Origin of the sequence: Streptomyces sp. NEAU-YJ-81 (assembly GCF_017592595.1) — a bacterium.
Taxonomy (GTDB): Bacteria; Actinomycetota; Actinomycetes; order Streptomycetales; family Streptomycetaceae; genus Streptomyces; species Streptomyces hygroscopicus_B.
Genome location: NZ_JAGFNO010000034.1, coordinates 87,205 through 108,691, shown reverse-complemented (window position 1 = coordinate 108,691; position 21,487 = coordinate 87,205). Strand labels below are relative to the sequence as shown.

Sequence of the window (21,487 nt, the reverse complement as noted above, 5' to 3'; positions counted from 1 at the left end):
AGTTGGCCTCGGACTCATTGACGTTCGGCGGCAGCACCTTGATGCCCATACGACGGCACTCGTTCAGATAGACCGCCGACTTGTCCTTGTCGTCACGCACCGAGGTGAGCAGCGCCGCCATGTACTCGGCGGGGTAGTTGGCCTTGAGATACGCGGTCCAGTAGGTGACCAGGCCGTACGCGGAGGAGTGCGCCTTGTTGAACGCGTATCCGGCGAACGGGACCAGGACGTCCCACACCGCCTGGATGGCCTCGTCGGAATACCCCTTGTCGCGGGCGCCCTGCTGGAAGGGCACGAACTCCTTGTCCAGGACCTCCTGCTTCTTCTTGCCCATGGCACGGCGGAGCAGGTCGGCCTGGCCGAGCGAATAGCCGGCGAGCACCTGGGCGGCCTTCTGCACCTGCTCCTGGTACACGATGAGGCCGTGGGTGATGCCCAGGACCTCCTTGAGCGGCTCCTCCAGCTCGGGGTGGATCGGGGTGATCTCCTGCTGCCCGTTCTTCCGCAGCGCGTAGTTGATATGCGAGTTCATGCCCATCGGGCCCGGCCGGTAGAGGGCCGAGACGGCGGAAATGTCCTCGAAGTTGTCGGGCTTCATCATGCGCAGCAGGGAGCGCATGGGGCCGCCGTCGAACTGGAAGACGCCGAGGGTGTCGCCGCGGCAGAGGAGTTCGAAGGTCTTGGGGTCGTCCAGGGACAGATCGAGCATCTTCAGGTCGATGCCCTTGTTGGCGCGCACCATCTTGACGGCGTCGTCCATGATGGTGAGGTTGCGCAGGCCCAGGAAGTCCATCTTCAGCAGGCCGAGCGACTCACAGGTGGGGTAGTCCCACTGGGTCACGACCTGGCCGTCGTTCTTCGGCGAGAAGACCGGGACATGGTCGGTCACCGTCTCGCTCGACATGATCACGCCGGCGGCGTGCACACCCATCTGGCGCACCAGGCCCTCGATACCGCGCGCGGTGTCGATGACCTTCTTCACATCCGGCTCGTTCTCATACATCCCGCGCACCTCGCCCGCCTCGCTGTAGCGGGGGTGCTTCTCATCGGTGATGCCGGAGAGCGGGATGCCCTTGCCGAGGACGTCGGCGGGCATGGCCTTGGTGATGCGGTCGCCCATCGCGTACGGATAGCCCAGCACGCGGGCCGAGTCCTTGATGGCGTTCTTGGCCTTAATAGTGCCGTAGGTGCCGATCTGGGCGACCTTGTCGTGGCCGTATTTCTCGGTGACGTACCGGATGACCTCACCGCGCCGACGCTCGTCGAAGTCGATGTCGACATCGGGCATGGACACACGCTCGGGGTTGAGGAACCGCTCGAAGATCAGCCCGTGCTCGACCGGGTCGAGGTCGGTGATGCCCATCGCGTACGAGACGATCGAACCGGCCGCGGAGCCTCGGCCGGGGCCGACCGCGATGCCGTTGTTCTTCGCCCACATGATGAAGTCGGCGACCACGAGGAAGTAGCCCGGGAACCCCATCTGGATGATGACGTCCATCTCGTACTCGGCCAGCTTCTGACGATCCTCGGGGACGCCGCCGGGGAAGCGGCGGGCCATCCCCTTGCGGACCTCCTCCTGGAACCAGGTGACCTCGGTGTACCCCTCGGGGACGTCGAACCGCGGCATCAGGTCGCGCTTTTCGAACCATCCGGTGGCGTCGATCTGCTCGGCGACCAGCAGGGTGTTGCGGCAGCCCTCCTGCCAGGCGTCCGAGGAGTCGATGGCGTACATCTCGTCGGTGGACTTCAGGTAGTAGCCGGTGCCGTCGAAGCGGAAGCGGTCCGGGTCGGAGAGGTTCTTGCCGGTCTGGACGCACAGCAGCGCGTCATGGGCCACGGACTCGCGGGAGTAGGTGTAGTGCGAGTCATTGGTGACCAGCGGGGGGATGCCCAGCTTCTTGCCGACCTCCAGCAGCCCGTCCCGGACCCGGCGCTCGATCTCGATGCCGTGGTCCATCAGCTCCAGGAAATACCGGTCCTTGCCGAAGATGTCCTGGTACTCGGAAGCGGCCTTCACGGCCTCGTCGAACTGGCCGAGCCGGAGCCGGGTCTGCAACTCGCCGGAGGGGCAACCGGTGGAGGCGATCAGGCCCTCGGACCACTGGGCGATGGTCTCCTTGTCCATCCGGGGCCACTTGACGAAGTAGCCCTCCATATAGGCGTCGGAGGAGAGCCGGAAGAGATTGTGCAGACCGGTCTTGTTCGCCGCCCAGATCGTCTTGTGGGTGTAACCACCGGAACCGGAGACGTCATCGCGCTTCTGATGCGGCTGGCCCCACTGGACACGCCGCTTGTAGCGCCGCGACTCGGGCGCCACATACGCCTCGATCCCGATGATCGGCGTGACCCCGGCGCCCGTCGCCTGCTGGTAGAAGTCGTACGCGCCGTGGAGGTTGCCATGGTCGGTCATGGCGATGTGGGTCATGCCCATCTCGTTGCACGCGTTGAACATGTCCTTGAGCCGCGCCGCACCGTCCAGCAGCGAGTACTGGGTATGGACATGCAGGTGCGTGAAGGGCGGCTTGGTCACGGTGGAAGACCTCCGGCGAACAATCGATGACGGCAGGGCGAGACAGCTCCGAAGGTTACCCCTCCGCACTGACACCAGCCGGGCACTCACGAGTAGCCTCAGGCGTTGATCCCGACGGGTCATCCGGTCTTCCCGCGCACCCGGCGCGACGGAACATACCCTGTCGTATCTGCCACACCGATCACATCCCTCATGCCCCAGGAGGCGTTCCGCGATGCCGAACCAGCAGACCCAGGCGGAACAGCGCGGCGAGCACATCCTCGCCGTATTCGACACCGCCTTCGGCGAGCTGCTCGCCGCCGACCCGGCCGCCTTCCGCGTCAAGTTCCGGAAGATGGCCGCCTCGGCGTTCGCGTTCTACCGCGGCACCGCCTGTCTGTTCTATTCCGATGTGGAGCGGGAGCGCGCCGGCGGGCCGTACCTGGACGACCGCACCAGCCGGGTGTGGATCCACGGTGACCTCCACGCCGAGAACTTCGGCACCTACATGGACGCCAACGGCCGGCTGATCTTCAATGTGAACGACTTCGACGAGGCATACGTCGGCCCCTTCACCTGGGACCTGAAGCGCTTCGCCGCCTCCGTGGCGCTCATCGGCTACACCAAGGCGCTCAGCGACGAGAAGATCACCGAGCTGGTGCGGACGTACGCCGACGCCTACCGCGAGCGCGTTCACGCCCTGGCCACCGGCGCCAAGAACGACGAGGTGCCGCCCTTCACCCTGGAGACCGCCGAGGGCCCGCTGCTGGACGCGCTGCGTGACGCCCGCTCGCTGACCCGCTTCGGGCTGCTGGACTCGATGACCGAGATCCGCGACTTCGAGCGCCGCTTCACGGCCGGCGGCGGGTCCATCGAGCTGGACGCGGCCACCCGCTACAAGGTCCTGGCCGCCTTCGACGGCTATCTGGAGACGCTCCCCGAGTCCAGTCTCTCGCGCCCGGACTCCTACCGCGTCAAGGACGTCGTGGGCCGCCGGGGCATCGGCATCGGCAGCGCCGGGCTCCCCTCGTACAACATCCTTCTGGAGGGCAACAGCGACGCCCTGGAGAACGATGTGGTGATCTACATGAAGCAGGGGCAGACCCCGGCGGTCTCCCGGCACATCACCGACGAGCAGGTGCGGTCGTACTTCCACCACGAGGGCCACCGCACGGTGATCTCCCAGCGCGCGCTGCAGGCCCACGCCGACCCGTGGCTGGGCTGGACCGAGCTGGACGGGGCGGGGCAGCTGGTCGCCGAGGTGTCGCCGTACGCGGTGGACCTCGACTGGTCCGACATCGACGACCCGGCCGAGATCGCGGCGGTCGTGGCCGACCTGGGGCGGGCCACGGCCACCATGCACGCGGCCGCCGACGACCAGAGCGGCCACTCGCTGGTGCCGTTCTCCACCGAGCGCGCCATCGACGCGGTGATCGCCGCCGACGAGGACGGCTTCGCCGACCTCCTGGTGGACTTCGCGCACTCTTACGGTGCCCGCGCCCGGGCCGACCACCAGATCTTCGTGGACCTCTTCCGCAACGGCCGCATCCCCGGCCTCTGATCGTCACACCGGCCTCTGATCGTCACACCGGCCTCTGATCGTCACACCGGCCCCTGATCGTCCCCCGGCCATGGCCGCGGTCTGCTCGCCCCTCTATCGTTACCCGTCATGTGGCCTGGACAGCAGCCGCCGGGGGGCGAGCAGAACCCGCAGCAGAACCCGTACCAGCAGCCGGAGCACCCGCAGCCGGCTCATCCGCCGCCTCCGGCCCAGCCCCCGGGCTTCCCGCCCGGTCCCCCGCCGCCCGGCCCGGGCGGCGGGCCCTGGGGTGGCGCTCCCGCCCCGGCGGACCCGCAGCGCAAGGCCGGGCTCACGGCCGTGGTGGCGGTGACGGTGGCCGCCGCGGTGGTCGCGGGCGTTCTCATGATCACGGATGACGACAAGGACTCCAGGGCCGGTTCCGTGGACGATGTCGTCCAGGGCCCGACGGGCTCCGGCGGCTCCAGCGGTTCGGACAGCTCGGAGGACCCGGGCGGAGCGGGCGGCTCAGGGGGCTCGCGGAAGCTCGTCCTGCCCGCCCACAGCTCCGGTCCGAGCGGCACCACCGTGGTGATCGGCGAGGCCGGTGCCGGGCACACCCTCGACGTCTACGCGGACGTCCGCTGCCCACCGTGCGCCACCTTCGAACAGGAGGTCGGGCCCACCATCGCGAAGGACATCGAGGCCGGTAAGTACAAGGTCTCGTTCCACTTCGCCACCATCATCGACAAGAGCATGGGCGGCAGCGGCTCCAAGAACGCCGTGAGCGCCCTCGGGGCGGCGCTGAACGTGAGCACCGACGCCTTCCTCGACTACAAGGCCGCCCTGATGTCGCCGAAGAACCACCCCGAGGAGAGCGAGGACCTCTACGCCGACGACAACCAGCTACTGACCGTCTCCCAGGAGGTGCCCGCACTCGAGCGGAACGACTCCTTCCGGGAGGCTGTACGCGAGGGCACCTACGTCCCCTGGGCGCAGGAGATGATCACCGACTTCGACGCCTCCGGGGTGAACAGCACCCCCACCGTCAAGCTCGACGGCTCCCAGCTGACCGGCAGCGGCGGCTCCACCCCGATGACCGCGACGGAGTTCACGGAAGCGGTGAAGAAGCAGCTCAAGGGCGGTTAGCCGGCCACCGGGGCCAATTCTTCACATGGTCCCTACAGCCGTTCATGGCAGAATTCGAAGTCATGGACGGCACCGGACCGCAGCTGAGGGCAGTGCGCGCGGCGCTCTTCACGGCGCTGTGCGTCACGCTGTCCTCGGCTTCGCATGTCCTGCTGTCGCGGACTCCGCTGCCGCTGGGCACCGTCGCCGCGCTCTCGGTGGCCGTCTTCGCCGTCGCCTACGCCCTCGCGGGGCGGGAGCGGGGCTTCTGGTCCATAGCGACCCTGCTGATCCCGCTGGAGCTGGCGGCCGACACGATCTTCACCACCGGCCAGCAGGCGTGTTACGGCCAGTCCGGCGGCCCCGTGGCGGGCTCCCTGCGCTCCATGGGGGTCACCGTGCTGTGCGGCGGCGGCGATCTCGGCAGTCCGCTGCCCGGGGTCTCCCAGAACGGCGTCGGCACCCCGCTGGCGGCCGCCGTGAGCTCCGCCACCCCCTGGCTGCTGCTCGCCGCGCACGTCGCGGTGGGTCTGATCGCCTCGGCCTGGCTGCGGCGCGGCGAGGCCGCCCTGAGCCGTCTGCTGGCCTCCCTGGCCGCCTTCGCCTTCCGGCCGCTGCTGCTGGCCGTCGCGGTCCACGCCGCGGCCCTGCGGCCCCGTCGTCGCCCGGCCCCGCGGACCGTACGGCCGGTACGCCCGGCGCCGGCGCTCCCTCTCCTCGTGCACTCCGTGGTGCGTCGTGGACCGCCCTGCTCGGCCGCTGCCTGAGCACAGCGATCCACACCCCCGTACGCCTCACTGACGACGCACACCCACGGAGATCGATCCATCATGAGCAACCGCAACAACCAGCAGAACAAGCAGGCCGCGCGCGAACGGCTGCGCGCCGAGCGTGAGCGCCAGGCCAAGAAGGACCGGACGCGGCGCCAGCTGTTCGTCGGCGGCGCGGTCGTCGCGGTCCTCGCGATAGCCGGCGGCATCGGCTACGCCGTCACCAACATGGACTCGGACGACGCCAACCAGAAGTGGCGGGCGGCGGCCGAGAAGAAGACGTTCGCGAAGCCCGCCAACGCCACCGGCTCCCAGGGCACGACGGTCGTCATCGGCGACAAGAAGGCCAAGAACACCCTGCACGTCTACGAGGACATGCGCTGCCCGGTCTGTGCCCAGTTCGAGAAGTTCACCGGCCCGACCGTGCTCAAGGACATCAAGGACGGCACCTACAAGGCGCAGTTCACCATGGGCACCTTCCTCGACGACAACAAGCAGATGCCCGGCGCCGGCTCGAAGAACGCGCTGAGCGCGCTCGGCGCGGCCCTCAACGTCAGTCCGCAGGCGTTCCTGGACTACAAGGAGGCGCTGTACGCGCCGAAGAACCACCCGGAGGAGACCGATGACGCTTTCGCGAACGACCAGAAGCTGATCGACGTCGCCCAGCAGGTCAAGGAGCTGAAGGGCAACACGGCCTTCGAGAAGGCCGTGAAGAACGGCACCTACGACCGGTGGGCGCTGGCCATGTCCAAGTCGTTCAACGACACCAAGGACGTCGACGCCACCCCGACCTTCAAGCTGAACGGGAAGAAGCTGCAGGTGGGCCAAAACCCGCCGATGACTCCGGACCAGTTCACCCCGCTCGTCAAGCAGGGGCTCGAGAAGTAGCGTCCGGCTCTTCCCGGCCGAGTCGGCGGGCGTGCCCCTGGGGCGCGCCCGCCGACGGCGTTGTGGCCCGGCGACGACGGCAGCGGCAGCGGTGACCCGGCAGCCGCGGTGGTGACCTCACGCCCACGACGGGGGTGACCTGGCGGCGACGGGTGGGCGAACATCCCCCAAGCCCCCTGTCCGTGCCCGCTACTTGTCAGTAATGTCCTCGGCCGTGACCGACCTCCACATCTCGCGCCGCAGCGCCGTCACGGCCGCGGCGGCTGCCGCCGCCCTGCTGCCCCTCGTCTCCGGACCCGCCGCCCACGCCGGCTCCGGGCCCGCCTTTCTGCACGGCATCGCCTCGGGTGACCCGCTGCCCGACGGGATCCTGCTGTGGACCCGTATCACGCCCGCCCCCGACGCCGTGCCCGGTTCGGGGCTCGGCCCGGCCATCGAGGTGACCTGGGAGGTCGCCGAGGACCGGGACTTCCGCTCGGTCGTCGCCCGCGGCACCGTCAAGGCCGCCGCCGGCACCGACCACACCGTCAAGGCCGATGTGCGCGGGCTGCGGCCCGCCACCGACTACTTCTACCGCTTCGGCGTGGACGGTGGCGTCCGCTCCCCCGTGGGGCGCACCCGCACCACCCCCGCGCCCGACGCCGCGGCCGACGGGGTCCGCTTCGGCGTGGTCTCCTGCGCCAACTGGGAGGCGGGCTGGTTCGCCCCGTACCGCCATCTGGCGGCCCGTACCGACCTGGACGCGGTGCTCCATCTCGGTGACTACATCTACGAGTACAAGAGCGGCGAATACCCGGAGGCGAAGGGCGTCGTCCGCCCGCACGCCCCCACCCACGAGATCGTCACGCTCGCCGACTACCGCGTCCGGCACGGGAACTACAAGACCGACCCCGACGCCCAGGCGCTGCACGCCGCGCTCCCCCTGATCGCGATATGGGACGACCACGAGTTCGCCAACGACGCCTGGTCCGGCGGGGCGGAGAACCACACGCCCGGCACCGAAGGGGCATGGGCCCAGCGGGTGGCCGCCGCCAAGCAGGCGTACTTCGAGTGGATGCCGGTGCGCCCCTCCACCCAGGGCACCACCTACCGGCGGCTGCGCTACGGCACCCTCGCCGATCTCCATCTGCTCGATCTGCGCTCGTTCCGCTCCCAGCAGGCGGCCACCGGCAGCGGCGACGTGGACGACCCGGAGCGCACCCTGACCGGCCGCGCCCAGCTCGACTGGCTGAAGTCGGGCCTGACCGCCTCGGACACCACCTGGCGGCTGGTGGGCAACTCGGTGATGATCTCACCGGTCGCCTTCGGGGCCCTCCCCGCCGAGCTGCTGGGCCCGCTCGCCGAGCTGCTGGGGCTGCCCAAAGGCGGCCTGGCCATCAACACCGACCAGTGGGACGGCTATACGGACGACCGGCGCGAGCTGCTCGCCCACCTCACCGACCACGCGATCGGCAACACGGTCTTCCTCACCGGTGACATCCATATGGCGTGGGCCAACGACGTACCGGTGAAGGCCGCCACCTATCCGCTCTCCCAGTCGGCCGCGACCGAGTTCGTGGTCACCTCCGTCACCTCGGACAACCTCGACGATCTGCTCCATGTGGCACCGCACACGGTGTCCTTGGCCGCGGCGGCCGCGATCAGGGTCGCCAACCGCCATGTGAAGTGGGTGGACATGGACTCGCACGGCTACGGCGTGCTCGATGTCACTCCCCAGCGGGCCCAGATGGACTACTACACCGTCTCCGACAAGACCGATCGCAACGCCACGACCGCCTGGGCGCGGTCGTACCGCACCCAGGCGGGCAGCCAGCGGGTCGAGCGCGCCGACACACCGGTGCGCTGAGGCACCCGTGCGCTGAGGCACCCGTGCGCTGACCCGGCGGTTCACAGACGATTTACGGGCTCAGGGGCCGGCCAGGAAACCGAGCGCCACCCGCCAGGTGGCCTCGGCGGCCTCCTTGTCGTAGTCCGGCAGCTCGGGGTCGGTGAAGATGTGCCCGGCCCCGGCGTAGCGGAAGACCTCCACATCGGCACCGGCCCGCCGCATCCGCAGATACCAGGCATTGAGCCAGTCGTGTGGCTCGAACGGGTCGGGGTCGGCCACATGCAACTGCACCGGCAGCTCATCGACCGTGGTGTCGTCGGCGATGTCCGAGGTGCCGTGCAGCAGAAGCAGTCCGCGCGCCTTGTCGTCGGCCAGCGCCAGATTCTGCGCCAGGGCGCCGCCGAGCGAGAAACCGGCGTAGACCAGCCCGCGGTCCGAGTACGGCGCGGCGGCGGTGATGGCCCGTTTCAGCAGCTCGTCGCGGCCGATCCGCTCCTTGATCACCATGCCGTCCTCGACGGTTTCGGCGGTCTGCCCCTCGTACAGGTCCGGCACGACCACCTCATGCCCGGCCGCACGCAGTCGGTCGGCCGCCTCCTGTACGGCGGGCCGCAGCCCGTACGCGGAGTGGAACAGAACAATCGTCGAGGTATCGGCCACCGCTGTCACTTTCCTTTCCGTGGATCGCCCCCTCCCATCGTGCCAGTCGCGGTCTGAGGACACCCGATCCGGGGAAGGCGGGACAGGACACCCGGAGTCTCCCTGAGGGAAGGATGAGGTAGGTGTCCATGGAGGACGTGCTGCGTCCGCTCGTCGTCATCGGCGGCTCACTGGCCATCACGCTGTTCATCGGCTGGGCCGTCGACTGGCTGCTGCGGAGGGTCGATGCCCGGCACCCCGAGACCCCCTTGTGGGGCCATCTGCGCCGCTGCCGGCTTCCGCTGCAGGTGACCGTGTGCACGGCGCTGCTGAGCGGTTCGTACGACAAAACACAGGCGAGGGTCGTCCAGGAGCATGAGTCGGCGATCGGCCGGCTGCTCGCGCTGGTGCTGATCGCGGCCACGGCGTGGCTCGTGGTGCGGGTCTCGTCGGCCGTCGTGGAGTCCTCCTACTTCCGCTACGCCTCCAGCGCGCACGACGCCGCGCGGGTGCGCCGGGTGCGCACCCAGGTGACGCTGATCCAGCGGGTGGTGGCCGCGATCGTCGGCGTGGTGGCGGTCTCCGCCATGCTGCTGACCTTCCCGGCGATGCGCACGGTCGGCACCTCCATGCTGGCCTCCGCCGGGATCCTCGGTGTGGTCGCCGGTGTCGCCGCCCAGTCCACGCTGGGGAACCTCTTCGCGGGGCTGCAGATCGCCTTCGGCGACATGGTGCGGATCGGCGACACGGTGGTGGTGGACGGCGAGTGGGGCACGGTCGAGGAGATCACGCTGACCTTCCTGTCCGTACGGACCTGGGACGAGCGCCGGATCACCATGCCGGTGTCGTACTTCACCAACAAGCCGTTCGAGAACTGGTCGCGGGGCGGCACCCAGAAGGTGGCCACCGTCCTCTTCCATCTCGACCACACGGCGCCGATCGAGGAGATGCGGGAGCGGCTGCGCGAGATCGTGCAGAAGTCCCCGGCCTGGGACGGCCGGGACTGGAACCTGGTGGTGACGGACACCACCCCGAGCACCATCGTGGTGCGGGCGCTCATCACGGCGCGGGACCCGGACGACGCCTGGACCGTGCGCTGTGAGGTGCGCGAGAAGATGATCACGTGGCTGCGGGACGCCCATCCCCACGCCCTGCCGCGTATCGCCACCGCCCCGGCCGCCCAGCCCCCGCCGGCACGGCTGGAGCGCGAGCGGGGCCGTGAGCTCCACGACCGCCAGGGCAGTCATGACCGTCTCGCCCGCTTCGAGGACGGGCTCCGTAAGGACGCCCCACGGTGACGGCCCCACGGTGACGGCAGAGGTCCCGCGGGCTCTGGCGGGCCGCTACAACGGCCGTCGCATCGCGCGGTGGGGGATGCCGCTGCCCTCGTCGAACTCCGGGCCGAACGCCTCGTAGCCCAGCCGCTCGTAGAAGCCGAGCGCATGGGTCTGGGACTCCAGATAGACCTCGGCCAGGCCGCGCCGGTGGGCCTCCGCCTCGACGGCCCGGACCAGGTCGGCTCCCAGCCCCGTGCCCCGCGCCGCCTTGGCCACCGCGAGGCGGCCGAGAACGGCGGTGGTGGCGCCGTCGACACCGGCGTGGGCGTACTTCTTGTCCGCGGCGGCGCCGTGCAGAAAGCGCGCGGTGCCCACCGGGCTGCCCGCGCCGTCGGTGGCCAGGAGGTGGACGGCGTGCGCGTCGTACGCGTCCATCTCCTCCTCCTCGGGGATCCGCTGCTCCACCACGAAGACCTCCCGGCGGACAGCGAAGCAGCCGGACAGGTCCCCGTCGGCCACGACCTCGATCACGCGCTCTCGGCCTTCACGATGTCCAGCGCCCCGCGCAGATCGTCGGGGTAGGCGCTCTCGAACTCGACCCACTCGCCGTGCGCGGGGTGCTCGAAGCCGAGCCGCATGGCATGCAGCCACTGCCGGGTCAGCTTCAGCCGCTTGGCGAGCGTCGGGTCCGCGCCGTAGGTGAGGTCGCCGACGCAGGGGTGGCGGTGGGCCGCCATATGCACCCGGATCTGGTGGGTGCGGCCGGTCTCCAGCTTGATGTCCAGCAGGCTCGCGGCCCGGAACGCCTCGATGAGGTCGTAGTGGGTGACGCTCGGCTTGCCGTCCGCCGTCACCGCCCACTTGTAGTCGTGCTGCGGGTGGCGCCCGATCGGGGCGTCGATGGTGCCGCTCAGCGGGTCCGGGTGGCCCTGGACCAGCGCGTGGTAGCGCTTGTCCACGGTGCGCTCGCGGAAGGCCTGCTTGAGCACGGAGTACGCGAGCTCGGACTTGGCGACGACCATGAGCCCGGAGGTGCCGACGTCCAGCCGGTGCACGATGCCCTGGCGCTCGGCGGCGCCCGAGGTGGAGACGCGGAAGCCGGCGGCCGCGAGCCCGCCGATCACGGTGGGGCCGGTCCAGCCGGGGCTGGGGTGGGCGGCGACGCCGACCGGCTTGGAGACGACCACGATGTCCTCGTCGTCGTGCACGATCGCCATGCCCTCGACGGGTTCGGCGACAACCCGCACCGGCGGCGCGGCCTGCGGCAACTCGACCTCGAGCCAGGCCCCCCCGGAGACCCGGTCGGACTTCCCGGCCACGGTGCCGTCGAGCTGCACCTTTCCGGCGGCGGCCAGCTCGGCCGCCTTGGTCCGGGAGAAGCCGAACATGCGGGCGATCGCGGCGTCGACGCGCTCGCCCTCCAGACCGTCCGGTACGGGCAGGGTGCGGATCTCGGGAATCGTACTCACCCGACGAGTATGCCGGACCGGAAGCACCGGTTCGTACGCCCGTCGGATACCGGCCGCCCGGCCCTCGTCAGTCCTTGTGGACCGTGCCGTCCGGGTCCAGACCGCGGAAGGACAGGATCACGATCAGAAAGCCGCCGCAGACGATGGCCGAGTCGGCGAGGTTGAAGACCGCGAAGTGGGAGGGCGCGATGAAGTCCACGACCGCCCCCTGGAAGTCTCCGGGCGCCCGGAAGATCCGGTCGGTGAGATTGCCGAAGGCGCCGCCGAGCAGCAGACCCAGCGCGATGGCCCAGGGCAGGCTGTGGAGCTTGCGGGCCAGCCGCGCGATCACCACGATGACGCCGACCGCGATCACCGTGAAGACGATGGTCATGGCCTCGCCGAAGCCGAAGGCCGCGCCCCGGTTGCGGATCACCTCGAACTGCAGCCAAGTGCCGATCACCTCGACCGGAGCGTGGTGCTCCAGCTTCGCGACCACGGCCAGCTTGCTGACCAGATCGATCAGATAGGCCAGCGCCGCGACCGTAAGGAGCACGCCGACGTGCCGCTTCCCCCTGCCCGCCGCGGCCTCATCGGCTCCGGCAGCGCTGGGCCCGGCACCCTCCTCTGCCTTCCCCGCATCCGGCGTACCGATGGCCTGCTCCGCCTCTGTCACGTGAGTCCCTCAACTCGTCCGGGCCAGTCTCCCCCTGTGAGGGACGAGGGTACGGCACATGCGTACGGGCGTCAGCGCCGCTCCTGGCGCTGCTTGCACTCGACGCACAGCGTGGCCCTGGGGAACGCCTGCATCCGGGCCTTGCCGATCGGATTGCCGCAGCTCTCGCACAGCCCGTAGGTCGCGGTGCCCAGCCGCTCCAGGGCCCGCTCGGTCTGCAGCAGCATCTCGCGGGCGTTTCCGGCCAGGGCCATCTCATGCTCGCGGGTGATGTTCTTGGTTCCGGTGTCGGCCTGGTCGTCACCGGCGCCGTCACCGGAGTCGCGCATCAGCCCGGTGATCGCCTGCTCGGAGGCGAGGATCTCGGCGCGCAGCCGGCCGGCCTCGGTCAGCAGCCCGGCGCGCGCCTCGTCCACCTCCTCGGCGGACCAGGGGTCCTCGCCGGGGCGGACCGCGAGCTCGCTGGGGTCGGCGGGCGCGCCCACCGCACGGGCCTTGGGCAAGGGGGATGCGGTCGTCGTGGCCTTCTTGTCGGTCGGCGCACCACCCGGAGTCTTCTTCGCAACCACTTTCCTGGCTCCCGTCTTCTTCGCGGGCACCGCCTTGTCGGCGGGCGCGGCCTTCGTGGCCGTGGTCCTACCGGCCGTGGCCCCGGCCACGGTCTCCTCGGCCACGCCCTCCTCGGTCGGCGCGACCGTCTTGGCGGATGCGTGCTTCCTGGTGGGCGTCTCCGAGTTCTTCCTCGGGGCGCTCTTCCTGGCCGCCTTGGCGGCGCCTTGCGCGGCGGCTCCGGCGGGCGCCGCGGTCTTGTTGTTGACGGCCTTCTTGCCCGAGGCGCTCTTCTTGCCGGGCGCGGCCTCCGTCGCCTTCGCCGTGCTCTTCTGCACGGCGGTCTTTCTCGCCACCATGGCCGCGGCCCCTTCACATATTGTGATCTTGCGCGCGAATCGTTCCGGAACGATAAATCGACTCCGGGCGGGCGGCAACGGGGCACGCCGCCCGATTCGCCCGGCTTGCCCGTACGACAACCCGGTCCCCACCTTTGTGCCCCACTCCGCGTCCGGTAATCCGTCCGGAATCCGGTACCCGTCGGTGACCCAGCGTGACGACCGCGGCCACGACACCCGGCGTATCGCCATTCGGGTCAATCCCCGGAGCCGGCCGTCCCCCACTCGGCGCAGTGCCGTATTCGGGTGGGCCCCGCTCCCCTCGGCCCCGTACACTGGGGCGCAGCGAGAGGCGTGGATGGGGACGAGTAGCGTCGTAGGCGGCCCAGAGCGACCCGGGGACGGTGTGAGCCCGGGGGCGAGCGCGATGTGAAGGATCACCCCGGAGCCGCCGGAAGAACGCCCGCACTGGGTCAGTAGAACCGGCATCGCGATCCCAATGAGGGGGCCGGGAGCCGACCAGCTACCGGTCAAGGAGGGTGGTACCGCGGGAGCGCACGGCTCTCGTCCCTCCGACGGAAACGGAAGAGCACGTGTCCGCCGGAGGAAGAAGAGCCCCGATGACGCCGCAGTACCGCCAGGTGCCCGCCCAGGTCGACCTGCCCGCCCTCGAGCACGCCGTGCTCGACTTCTGGCGGGAGAACAAGATCTTCGCCCGTAGCCTCGAGCAGTCCGAGGGACGGCCCGAGTGGGTCTTCTACGAGGGCCCCCCGACCGCAAACGGCATGCCGGGCGCCCACCACATCGAGGCCCGCGTCTTCAAGGACGTCTTCCCGCGCTTCCGCACCATGCGGGGCTACCACGTCGACCGTAAGGCGGGCTGGGACTGCCATGGCCTGCCGGTCGAGCTGGCGGTCGAGAAGGAGCTGGGCTTCAACGGCAAGAAGGACATCGAGGCGTACGGCATCGCCGAGTTCAACGCCAAGTGCCGGGAGTCCGTCACCCGGCACACCGACGCCTTCGCCGAGCTCACCACGCGGATGGGCTTCTGGACCGACCTCGACGGCGCGTACTGGACCATGAACCCCGGCTATATCGAGTCGGTGTGGTGGTCCCTGAAGGAGATCTTCAACAAGGGGCTGCTGGTCCAGGACCACCGGGTCGCCCCCTGGTGCCCGCGCTGCGGCACCGGGCTGTCCGACCACGAGCTGGCCCAGGGCTACGAGACGGTCGTCGACCCCTCGGTCTTCGTCCGCTTCCCGCTGACCTCGGGCCCGCTGGCGGGCGAGGCGGCGCTGCTGGTGTGGACGACCACGCCGTGGACCCTGGTCTCCAACACCGCCGTGGCCGCGCATCCGGAGGTGCGCTATGTGGTCGCCACCAACGGCGAGGAGAAGCTGGTCGTCGCCGAGCCGCTGGTCGGGCAGGCGCTCGGCGAGGGCTGGACCGTCACCGGGGAGTCCTTCACCGGGGCCGAGATGGAGCGCTGGACCTATCGGCGCCCCTTCGAGCTGGTGGAGATCCCCGACGCGCACTTCGTCGTCAACGCCGAGTACGTGACGACCGAGGACGGCACCGGTCTGGTCCACCAGTCCCCCGCCTTCGGTGAGGACGACCTGCTGACCTGCCGTGCCTACGGTCTGCCGGTGGTCAACCCGGTCCGCCCGGACGGCACCTTCGAGGAGGGTCTCGACCTGATCGGCGGCCAGTTCTTCAAGAAGGCCGACGAGGCGCTCACGGCGGACCTGAAGGAGCGCGGGCTGCTGTTCCGGCATGTGCCGTACGAGCACAGCTACCCGCACTGCTGGCGCTGCCACACAGCGCTGCTCTACTACGCCCAGCCGTCCTGGTACATCCGCACCACCGCGATCAAGGACGCGCTGCTGCGGGAGAACGAGAAGACCAACTGGTATCCCGAATCGGTCAAGACCGGTCGCTATGGCGACTGGCTCAATAACAACATCGACTGGGCGCTGTCGCGCAATCGCTACTGGGGCACCCCGCTGCCCATCTGGCGCTGCGCCGAGTCCCATCTCACCTGCGTCGGCTCCCTCGCCGAGCTCTCCGAGCTGACCGGCACCGACCAGAGCGGTCTTGACCCGCACCGCCCGTACATCGACGACATCACCTTCACCTGCACCGCCGACGGCTGCTCGCTGACGGCCGAGCGGGTGCCCGAGGTCATCGACGCCTGGTACGACTCGGGCTCGATGCCGTTCGCGCAGTACGGCTACCCGTACCGGAACAAGGAGCTCTTCGAGAGCCGCTACCCGGCGCAGTTCATCTCCGAGGCCATCGACCAGACCCGCGGCTGGTTCTACACGCTGATGGCGGTCGGCACGCTCGTCTTCGACAAGTCCTCGTACGAGAACGTGGTCTGCCTCGGTCATATCCTGGCCGAGGACGGCCGCAAGATGTCCAAGCACCTGGGCAACATCCTTCAGCCGATCCCGCTGATGGATCAGCACGGCGCCGACGCGGTCCGCTGGTTCATGGCCGCGGGCGGCTCGCCGTGGGCGGCCCGGCGGGTGGGCCACAGCACCATCCAGGAGGTCGTGCGCAAGACGCTGCTCACCTACTGGAACACGGTCGCCTTCCAGGCGCTGTACGCCCGCACCTCGGGCTGGGCGCCATCCGCGGCCGACCCGGCCCCGGCCGAGCGGCCACTGCTGGACCGCTGGCTGCTGGGCGAGCTGGGCACGCTCACCGAGCAGGTCACCGAGGCCCTGGAGGCGTATGACACCCAGCGCGCCGGAAAGCTGCTGTCGGCCTTCGTCGACGATCTGTCCAACTGGTACGTGCGCCGCTCCCGCCGCCGCTTCTGGCAGGGCGACGCCGCCGCGCTGCGCACCCTGCACGATGTCATCGAGACGGTCACCCGGCTGATGGCGCCCCTGGTGCCCTTCATCACCGAGCGGGTCTGGCAGGACCTGGTCGTCCCGGTGGTCCCGGAGGCCCCCGCCTCCGTGCACCTGACCACCTGGCCGGAGCCGGACCGGTCGATGATCGACCCGGCACTCTCGGTGCAGATGGCGCTGGTGCGGCGCCTGGTGGAGCTGGGGCGCGCGACCCGCGCGGAGTCCGGTGTGAAGACGCGCCAGCCGCTGTCGCGCGCGCTGGTCGCGGCGGCCGGCTTCGAAACCCTCGGCGCCGAACTGCGCGCCCAGATCGAGGAGGAGCTGAACGTCTCCTCGCTCGCGTCGCTGAGCGAGGTCGGCGGCTCCCTGGTCGACACGACCGCGAAGGCCAACTTCCGCGCGCTGGGCAAGCGGTTCGGCAAGGGCACCCAGCCGGTCGCCAAGGCGATCGCGGAGGCGGAAGCGGCCGCGCTGTCGGTCGCGCTGCGCGAGGGGAACGCGTCGGTCGTGGTGGACGGCGAGACGGTAGCCCTCTCCCCCGACGAGGTCATCATCACCGAGACCCCGCGCGAGGGCTGGTCGGTCGCCTCCGATGCGGGCGCCACGGTCGCCCTCGACCTGGAGATCACCCCGGAGCTGCGCCGCGCGGGTCTCGCCCGTGACGCGATCCGGCTGATCCAGGAGGCCCGTAAGAACAGCGGGCTGGACGTGGCCGACCGGATCGCGCTGCGGTGGGAGACGGCGGACGAGGAGCTGCGGCAGGCGCTCATGGATCACGCGGGCCTGATCGCGGATGAGGTCCTCGCGACCGACTTCGCCACAGGCGAGGCCGACGCCGCGTACGGCACCCCCTTCGAGGACGCCCCCCTGGGCCTGACGTTCCGCCTCCGCAAGGCGTAACGCTCCGGCGGGGGTTCTGTTCCCCTACCCGCCCTTTCCCGAACCAGGGGCTTCGCCCCTGACCCCGGACGCCCTTCGGGCGTGTCCTCAATCGCCGGACGGGCTGATATTCAGCCCGTCCGGCGATTGAGGACCGGGGTCCGGGGCAGAGCCCCGGTTACGGGAAGGGGCGGGTAAGGGAAAGCCTCCGGCAGTCCGCATGCACGGCAAGGGCCGGGCCCCAGGAGTCTGCTCCTGGGGCCCGGCCCTTGTGATTGCCGAACGCTCCGCGCTAAACGGCCCGCGTCAGTTGTCGTCCTCGTCGATGAGGAAGCCCCGCATCGGGCTGGGCGCCTGCTGCATCGGCTGCGGACTCTGCGGCCGCACCGGTGCCATCGGCTGGGTCATCGCGGGAGACATCTGCTGCTGCCCACCGTAGGACGGCGCTCCGCCGTTCGGGTTGTGGCCGCCCATGGTCTGGTTGCCGCCCATGGTGTGGCCGCCCATCGAGCCGGCGCCGGCCGAGGCCATGGAGCCGCTCATCGACGGGGACGGCGGCAGCGAGGCGGTCGCCGGGGTACGCGGCGGGGCGAGCGAGTCGTCGGCCTGGTTCTCCAGCTGGCGCAGCTGGCTCTCCAGGTACGACTTCAGCCGCGTGCGGTACTCGCGCTCGAAGCCGCGCAGGTCCTCGACCTTGCGCTCGAGCGTGGCACGAGCGGACTCCAAGGAGCCCATCGCGACACGGTGCTTCTCCTGCGCGTCCCGCTCCAGAGCGTCGGCCTTGGCGCGGGCGTCCCGCTCCAGGCCCTCGGCGCGGCTGCGGGCCTCGCCGACGATCTTGTTGGCCTCGGAACGGGCCTCCGCGATCGCCTGGTCGGCGGTCTGCTGCGCGAGCGAGAGCACGCGCGCGGCGCTGTCGCCGCCCGGGCCCTGACCCGGCTGCGGCAGCTGCGGGCCACCGGGGCCGCCAGGACCGCCGGGACCGCCCATCGGGCCACCCATGGGACCGCCGGGACCCATGGGGCCGTTCTGGCCCATCGGACCGTTCTGACCCATGGGGCCGGGTCCGCCCTGCTGCATCGGACCGGGGCCACCCTGCTGCATCGGACCGGGTCCGCCCTGCTGCATCGGACCGGGGCCACCCTGCTGCATCGGTCCGGGGCCGTTCTGGCCCATCGGACCCGCCGGCAGCTGCGGGGCTCCGCCCGGGAGTTGGGGCGGACCACCCATCTGCTGCTGGCCGGGCGGCACCGGCTGCGGTCCGGATATGGCGGCGGGCACAGGCGCGCCGGGCCTCTCCTGCTGTTCGGGAGGCTTGCGCATACCTTGTTGCTGGCTCTGGGCGGCGGCACGGGTCGCTGCGGCCAGCTTGGCGCGCAGGTCCTCGTTCTCCCGTAGCAGCCGGGTCAGTTCGGCTTCGACCTCGTCGAGGAAGGCATCGACCTCGTCCTCGTCATAGCCTTCTCGGAGGCGGACGGTCGTGAACTGCTTGTTCCGCACGTCCTCGGGGGTCAACGGCATCTCTACTTCACCTCAACGTAGTCGTCGGCAATCGGCAAGACCGTATCGTTCACACCCTGCTCGCAAAATTGCTCACGACGGTGATCAGGATCCAGACGATGATCATCAGCACGAAGAAGGACAGGTCGAGCGCCACACCCCCGAGACGCAGCGGCGGAATGAACCGCCGTAGCAGCTTGAGTGGCGGATCGGTGACAGTGTAAGTGGCCTCGAGGATGACCACCATCGCCCTACCGGGTTGCCACGAGCGCGCGAACTGGAAGACATAGTCCATCACGAGCCTGAAGATCAGCACGATCAGGTAGCAGTAGAGCGCGATGTAGATCACCTGTAGTGCGATGCCCATCCCGCGCGTCCCTCTCCCCTGGTTCGTACCCGGCCTTTCGGCCTCGGATGACTCGGTGTTGCCGGTTTGCCGTTTTTGCGTCTCAGCTCTGGTTGAAGAACCCGCCCTCTGCGATACGGGCCTTGTCCTCCGCCGTGACATCGACGTTAGCAGGAGACAACAGGAACACCTTCTGCGTCACCCGCTCAATGCTCCCATGGAGACCGAACACCAGACCGGCGGCAAAGTCGACAAGTCGCTTCGCATCCGTGTCGTCCATCTCCGTCAGATTCATGATCACGGGAGTGCCCTCACGGAAGTGTTCCCCGATAGTACGGGCCTCGTTGTAGGTCCGGGGGTGCAGTGTGGTGATGCGGTACGGCTCCCGCTCGGACACAACCTTGGGCATGATCACTGGCGCGTTCTTCTCCAAGTTCTGACGTTCAGGTGTGATGGACGCCACGGGGGCAATTCGCGCGGGTCGCCCGGTTTCCACCGCAAGAGGAGCCGGTTCACGTTGTGCGGGAGGGTGGACGACTCGCACAGATTCGCCCCTTTCCGGCCGCGGTTCGGTCTCCACTACCTGATGACGCCGACGGTCCCGCTCCCGTTCGGGCTCCGGCTCGGGCTCGAAGTCGTCGTCGGGGTCGAATCCCCGGCCGTCGTACCCATCGTCCTCCACGAGGCCGAGGTAGACCGCCATCTTGCGCATCGCGCCGGCCATTCTCTGCGTCCTCCGCTCTGTGGTGGATCGGCTCCGCCACCGGATGCCATGGATCCACGTGGCCAGCCCGCCTTTTGACGGGAATGACCATATTTTCTGCTGTGGTCCGACTTCTTCGCGACGTTACCGGAGGCTGGGTCGGACTCCGAGTACCGCAGTGCCGACGCGCACATGTGTCGCTCCCGCCGCCACGGCTTCCTCAAGGTCCGAGCTCATCCCCGCCGAGACCATGTTCGCAGCCGGATGAGCCACGCGCAGGCGGGATGAGATTTCCATCAGCCGGTCGAACGCCGCCCGCGGCCGCCCCTCGTAGGGGCCCGTCAGCGGGGCGACGGTCATCAGACCGTCGAGCCGGAGCCCTTCGGCCTCGGCCACGGACTCCGCGAGCCGTTCCACTCCGCCCGGTCCCACGCCCCCGCGCGCTCCCCGTTCATCGGAGTCCGCGTCGAGCGCGACCTGAATCAGGACGCCCATCTCCCGCGCGGCCCCCACAGCCGCACGGGAGAGCGCATCGACCAATCGCTTACGATCGACAGATTGCACCACATCGGCATAACTGGATACGGAACGCACCTTATTGGTCTGCAATTGCCCGACAAAGTGCCAGATCAACGGCAGATCCGCGCATTCCGCGGCTTTGGGGGCGGCCTCCTGATCGCGGTTCTCGGCGACATGCCGTACGCCGAGTTCCGCGAGCAAACGAACATCGCTCGCCGGATAGGTCTTGGTGACCACGATCAGGGTCACCTCTTCGCGCTTGCGACCGGCCTCGGCACAGGCGGCAGAGATACGTTCCGTCACCCGTGCCAGATTCGCGGCCAGTTCCGTCTTGCGATCCGTCACAGCTCAGCCGCCCAACCAGACGTAGCTCGCGAGCCGCCCCGTGGTGTGCTCGCGCCGGTACGAGAAGTGGTCCGCCGACTCCAGGGTGCAGATGTGAGATTGTCCATCCTTCTCGTCCATCCGCACACCCACGCGGGTCAGTTGGGCCCGCACACCGGCCGCCACATCCACCGCCGGGGTACCCCACCGGGTCTCGGCCCACGCCTCCGGCACGCTCTGCGCGACATCGGCGCGCATATCCGCGGGAACCTCGTAGCAGCGGCCGCAGACCGCGGGGCCGGTACGGGCGACGATCCGGGCGGTCTCGGCGCCCTGTTCGGTCATCGCCTTGACCACCGCTGGGACCACTCCGGCGACCAGTCCCGGCCGGCCCGCGTGGGCGGCGCCGACGACTCCGGCCACCGGATCGGCCAGCAGCACCGGGGTGCAGTCGGCGGTGAGGACGGCCAGGGCGAGCCCCGGACGCCGCGTCACCACCGCGTCCACCGCCGGAATCTCGTCGTCCGACCACGGTCCGTCGACCACCGCGACGTCCCGGCCGTGCACCTGGTTCATCCATACGACGGCCGCCGGGTCCAGGCCCATCGCCTTGGCGGCCAGTTCGCGGTTGGTCCGTACGGCCTGGGGGTCGTCGCCGACCGCCCCGCCGAGATTGAGCTCGTCATACGGAGCGGCGCTCACCCCGCCCCACCGGTCGGTGAAGGCGAAGTGCGCGCCGCTCGCGTCGTGCTGTTGCGCTATCACGTCTGATTCACTTCAAGGTCGCCG

The 21,487-nt window shown here is 69.6% G+C and carries 18 protein-coding genes; 7 read left to right on the top strand and 11 right to left on the bottom strand.

What is annotated here, in order from left to right:
• Positions 1 to 2,530 (bottom strand): DNA polymerase III subunit alpha (gene dnaE / locus J5X86_RS42625; RefSeq protein WP_208521988.1); only part of this gene is annotated, 2,530 nt, incomplete at its 3' end.
• Positions 2,531 to 2,744: 214 nt separating this feature from the next.
• On the opposite strand from dnaE, the gene J5X86_RS42620 reads away from it, so the two are divergent.
• The 5 genes from J5X86_RS42620 to J5X86_RS42600 all read left to right on the top strand — a co-directional run bounded on the left by J5X86_RS42620 (position 2,745) and on the right by J5X86_RS42600 (position 8,660).
• Positions 2,745 to 4,070 carry a DUF2252 domain-containing protein gene (locus tag J5X86_RS42620; protein ID WP_208521987.1) on the top strand — a complete coding sequence of 442 codons (1,326 nt, stop codon included), beginning with the start codon at positions 2,745 to 2,747 and terminating at the stop codon, positions 4,068 to 4,070.
• Between the two features lie 108 nt (positions 4,071 to 4,178).
• Entirely contained in the window at positions 4,179 to 5,177 is a 999-nt protein-coding gene (locus tag J5X86_RS42615) for a thioredoxin domain-containing protein (RefSeq protein WP_208521986.1), read from the top strand.
• 62 nt (positions 5,178 to 5,239) lie between these two features.
• Positions 5,240 to 5,923 (top strand): hypothetical protein, encoded by a 684-nt coding sequence (locus J5X86_RS42610; protein ID WP_208521994.1) that lies wholly within the window; start codon positions 5,240 to 5,242, stop codon positions 5,921 to 5,923.
• Positions 5,924 to 5,986: 63 nt separating this feature from the next.
• Positions 5,987 to 6,814, top strand: coding sequence for a thioredoxin domain-containing protein (locus J5X86_RS42605; protein ID WP_208521985.1), 828 nt, complete (start codon positions 5,987 to 5,989; stop codon positions 6,812 to 6,814).
• A 202-nt stretch (positions 6,815 to 7,016) separates the two neighbouring features.
• Entirely contained in the window at positions 7,017 to 8,660 is a 1,644-nt protein-coding gene (locus J5X86_RS42600; protein ID WP_208521984.1) for an alkaline phosphatase, read from the top strand.
• Positions 8,661 to 8,720: 60 nt separating this feature from the next.
• Here J5X86_RS42600 and J5X86_RS42595 read toward each other — a convergent pair whose 3' ends face one another.
• On the bottom strand, positions 8,721 to 9,311 hold the full coding sequence (locus tag J5X86_RS42595; protein ID WP_208521983.1) for a dienelactone hydrolase family protein: 591 nt from the start codon (positions 9,309 to 9,311) through the stop codon (positions 8,721 to 8,723).
• 119 nt (positions 9,312 to 9,430) lie between these two features.
• On the opposite strand from J5X86_RS42595, the gene J5X86_RS42590 reads away from it, so the two are divergent.
• On the top strand, positions 9,431 to 10,579 hold the full coding sequence (locus tag J5X86_RS42590; RefSeq protein ID WP_208521993.1) for a mechanosensitive ion channel family protein: 1,149 nt from the start codon (positions 9,431 to 9,433) through the stop codon (positions 10,577 to 10,579).
• A gap of 45 nt (positions 10,580 to 10,624) precedes the next feature.
• Here J5X86_RS42590 and J5X86_RS42585 read toward each other — a convergent pair whose 3' ends face one another.
• From J5X86_RS42585 to J5X86_RS42570, 4 genes are all read right to left on the bottom strand, one after another.
• The gene (locus tag J5X86_RS42585; RefSeq protein WP_208521982.1) at positions 10,625 to 11,089 is read right to left on the bottom strand and encodes a GNAT family N-acetyltransferase; all 465 of its coding nucleotides are present in this window, start codon (positions 11,087 to 11,089) and stop codon (positions 10,625 to 10,627) included.
• The gene (locus J5X86_RS42580) at positions 11,086 to 12,027 is read right to left on the bottom strand and encodes an RluA family pseudouridine synthase (protein WP_208521981.1); all 942 of its coding nucleotides are present in this window, start codon (positions 12,025 to 12,027) and stop codon (positions 11,086 to 11,088) included. The genes J5X86_RS42585 and J5X86_RS42580 overlap by 4 nt, the downstream gene beginning before the upstream one ends.
• Before the next feature lie 67 nt (positions 12,028 to 12,094).
• Complete coding sequence (gene lspA / locus J5X86_RS42575) at positions 12,095 to 12,682, bottom strand: signal peptidase II (protein ID WP_078640917.1); 588 nt, start codon at positions 12,680 to 12,682, stop codon at positions 12,095 to 12,097.
• A gap of 71 nt (positions 12,683 to 12,753) precedes the next feature.
• Positions 12,754 to 13,590, bottom strand: a complete 837-nt coding sequence (locus J5X86_RS42570; RefSeq protein WP_208521980.1) for a TraR/DksA C4-type zinc finger protein — start codon at positions 13,588 to 13,590, stop codon at positions 12,754 to 12,756.
• Between the two features lie 599 nt (positions 13,591 to 14,189).
• On the opposite strand from J5X86_RS42570, the gene ileS reads away from it, so the two are divergent.
• Positions 14,190 to 17,327: an isoleucine--tRNA ligase gene (gene ileS / locus J5X86_RS42565; RefSeq protein WP_208521979.1), complete on the top strand. Its 3,138-nt coding sequence runs from the start codon at positions 14,190 to 14,192 to the stop codon at positions 17,325 to 17,327.
• A gap of 285 nt (positions 17,328 to 17,612) precedes the next feature.
• Here the strand turns inward: ileS and J5X86_RS42560 are convergent, their stop codons facing one another.
• From J5X86_RS42560 to pgeF, 5 genes are all read right to left on the bottom strand, one after another.
• Entirely contained in the window at positions 17,613 to 18,827 is a 1,215-nt protein-coding gene (locus J5X86_RS42560; RefSeq protein WP_208521978.1) for a DivIVA domain-containing protein, read from the bottom strand.
• Between the two features lie 49 nt (positions 18,828 to 18,876).
• Entirely contained in the window at positions 18,877 to 19,173 is a 297-nt protein-coding gene (locus J5X86_RS42555; protein WP_014060001.1) for a YggT family protein, read from the bottom strand.
• Positions 19,174 to 19,255: 82 nt separating this feature from the next.
• Positions 19,256 to 19,876: a cell division protein SepF gene (locus J5X86_RS42550; RefSeq protein ID WP_014060002.1), complete on the bottom strand. Its 621-nt coding sequence runs from the start codon at positions 19,874 to 19,876 to the stop codon at positions 19,256 to 19,258.
• A 123-nt stretch (positions 19,877 to 19,999) separates the two neighbouring features.
• The gene (locus J5X86_RS42545) at positions 20,000 to 20,719 is read right to left on the bottom strand and encodes a YggS family pyridoxal phosphate-dependent enzyme (protein WP_208521977.1); all 720 of its coding nucleotides are present in this window, start codon (positions 20,717 to 20,719) and stop codon (positions 20,000 to 20,002) included.
• 3 nt (positions 20,720 to 20,722) lie between these two features.
• Positions 20,723 to 21,463, bottom strand: a complete 741-nt coding sequence (pgeF, locus tag J5X86_RS42540) for a peptidoglycan editing factor PgeF (RefSeq protein ID WP_208521976.1) — start codon at positions 21,461 to 21,463, stop codon at positions 20,723 to 20,725.
• Between the last annotated feature and the right edge of the window lie 24 nt (positions 21,464 to 21,487).

Bases quoted from the DNA above. Each gene is read 5' to 3' on its own strand.
- J5X86_RS42590 (WP_208521993.1), top strand. From the start codon at position 9,431: ATGGAGGACGTGCTGCGTCCGCTCGTCGTCATCGGCGGCTCACTGGCC.
- J5X86_RS42560 (WP_208521978.1), bottom strand. From the start codon at position 18,827: ATGCCGTTGACCCCCGAGGACGTGCGGAACAAGCAGTTCACGACCGTC.
- J5X86_RS42610 (WP_208521994.1), top strand. From the start codon at position 5,240: ATGGACGGCACCGGACCGCAGCTGAGGGCAGTGCGCGCGGCGCTCTTC.
- J5X86_RS42615 (WP_208521986.1), top strand. From the start codon at position 4,179: ATGTGGCCTGGACAGCAGCCGCCGGGGGGCGAGCAGAACCCGCAGCAG.
- ileS (WP_208521979.1), top strand. From the start codon at position 14,190: ATGACGCCGCAGTACCGCCAGGTGCCCGCCCAGGTCGACCTGCCCGCC.
- J5X86_RS42555 (WP_014060001.1), bottom strand. From the start codon at position 19,173: ATGGGCATCGCACTACAGGTGATCTACATCGCGCTCTACTGCTACCTG.
- J5X86_RS42570 (WP_208521980.1), bottom strand. From the start codon at position 13,590: ATGGTGGCGAGAAAGACCGCCGTGCAGAAGAGCACGGCGAAGGCGACG.
- J5X86_RS42620 (WP_208521987.1), top strand. From the start codon at position 2,745: ATGCCGAACCAGCAGACCCAGGCGGAACAGCGCGGCGAGCACATCCTC.
- J5X86_RS42605 (WP_208521985.1), top strand. From the start codon at position 5,987: ATGAGCAACCGCAACAACCAGCAGAACAAGCAGGCCGCGCGCGAACGG.
- J5X86_RS42550 (WP_014060002.1), bottom strand. From the start codon at position 19,876: ATGGCCGGCGCGATGCGCAAGATGGCGGTCTACCTCGGCCTCGTGGAG.
- J5X86_RS42600 (WP_208521984.1), top strand. From the start codon at position 7,017: ATGTCCTCGGCCGTGACCGACCTCCACATCTCGCGCCGCAGCGCCGTC.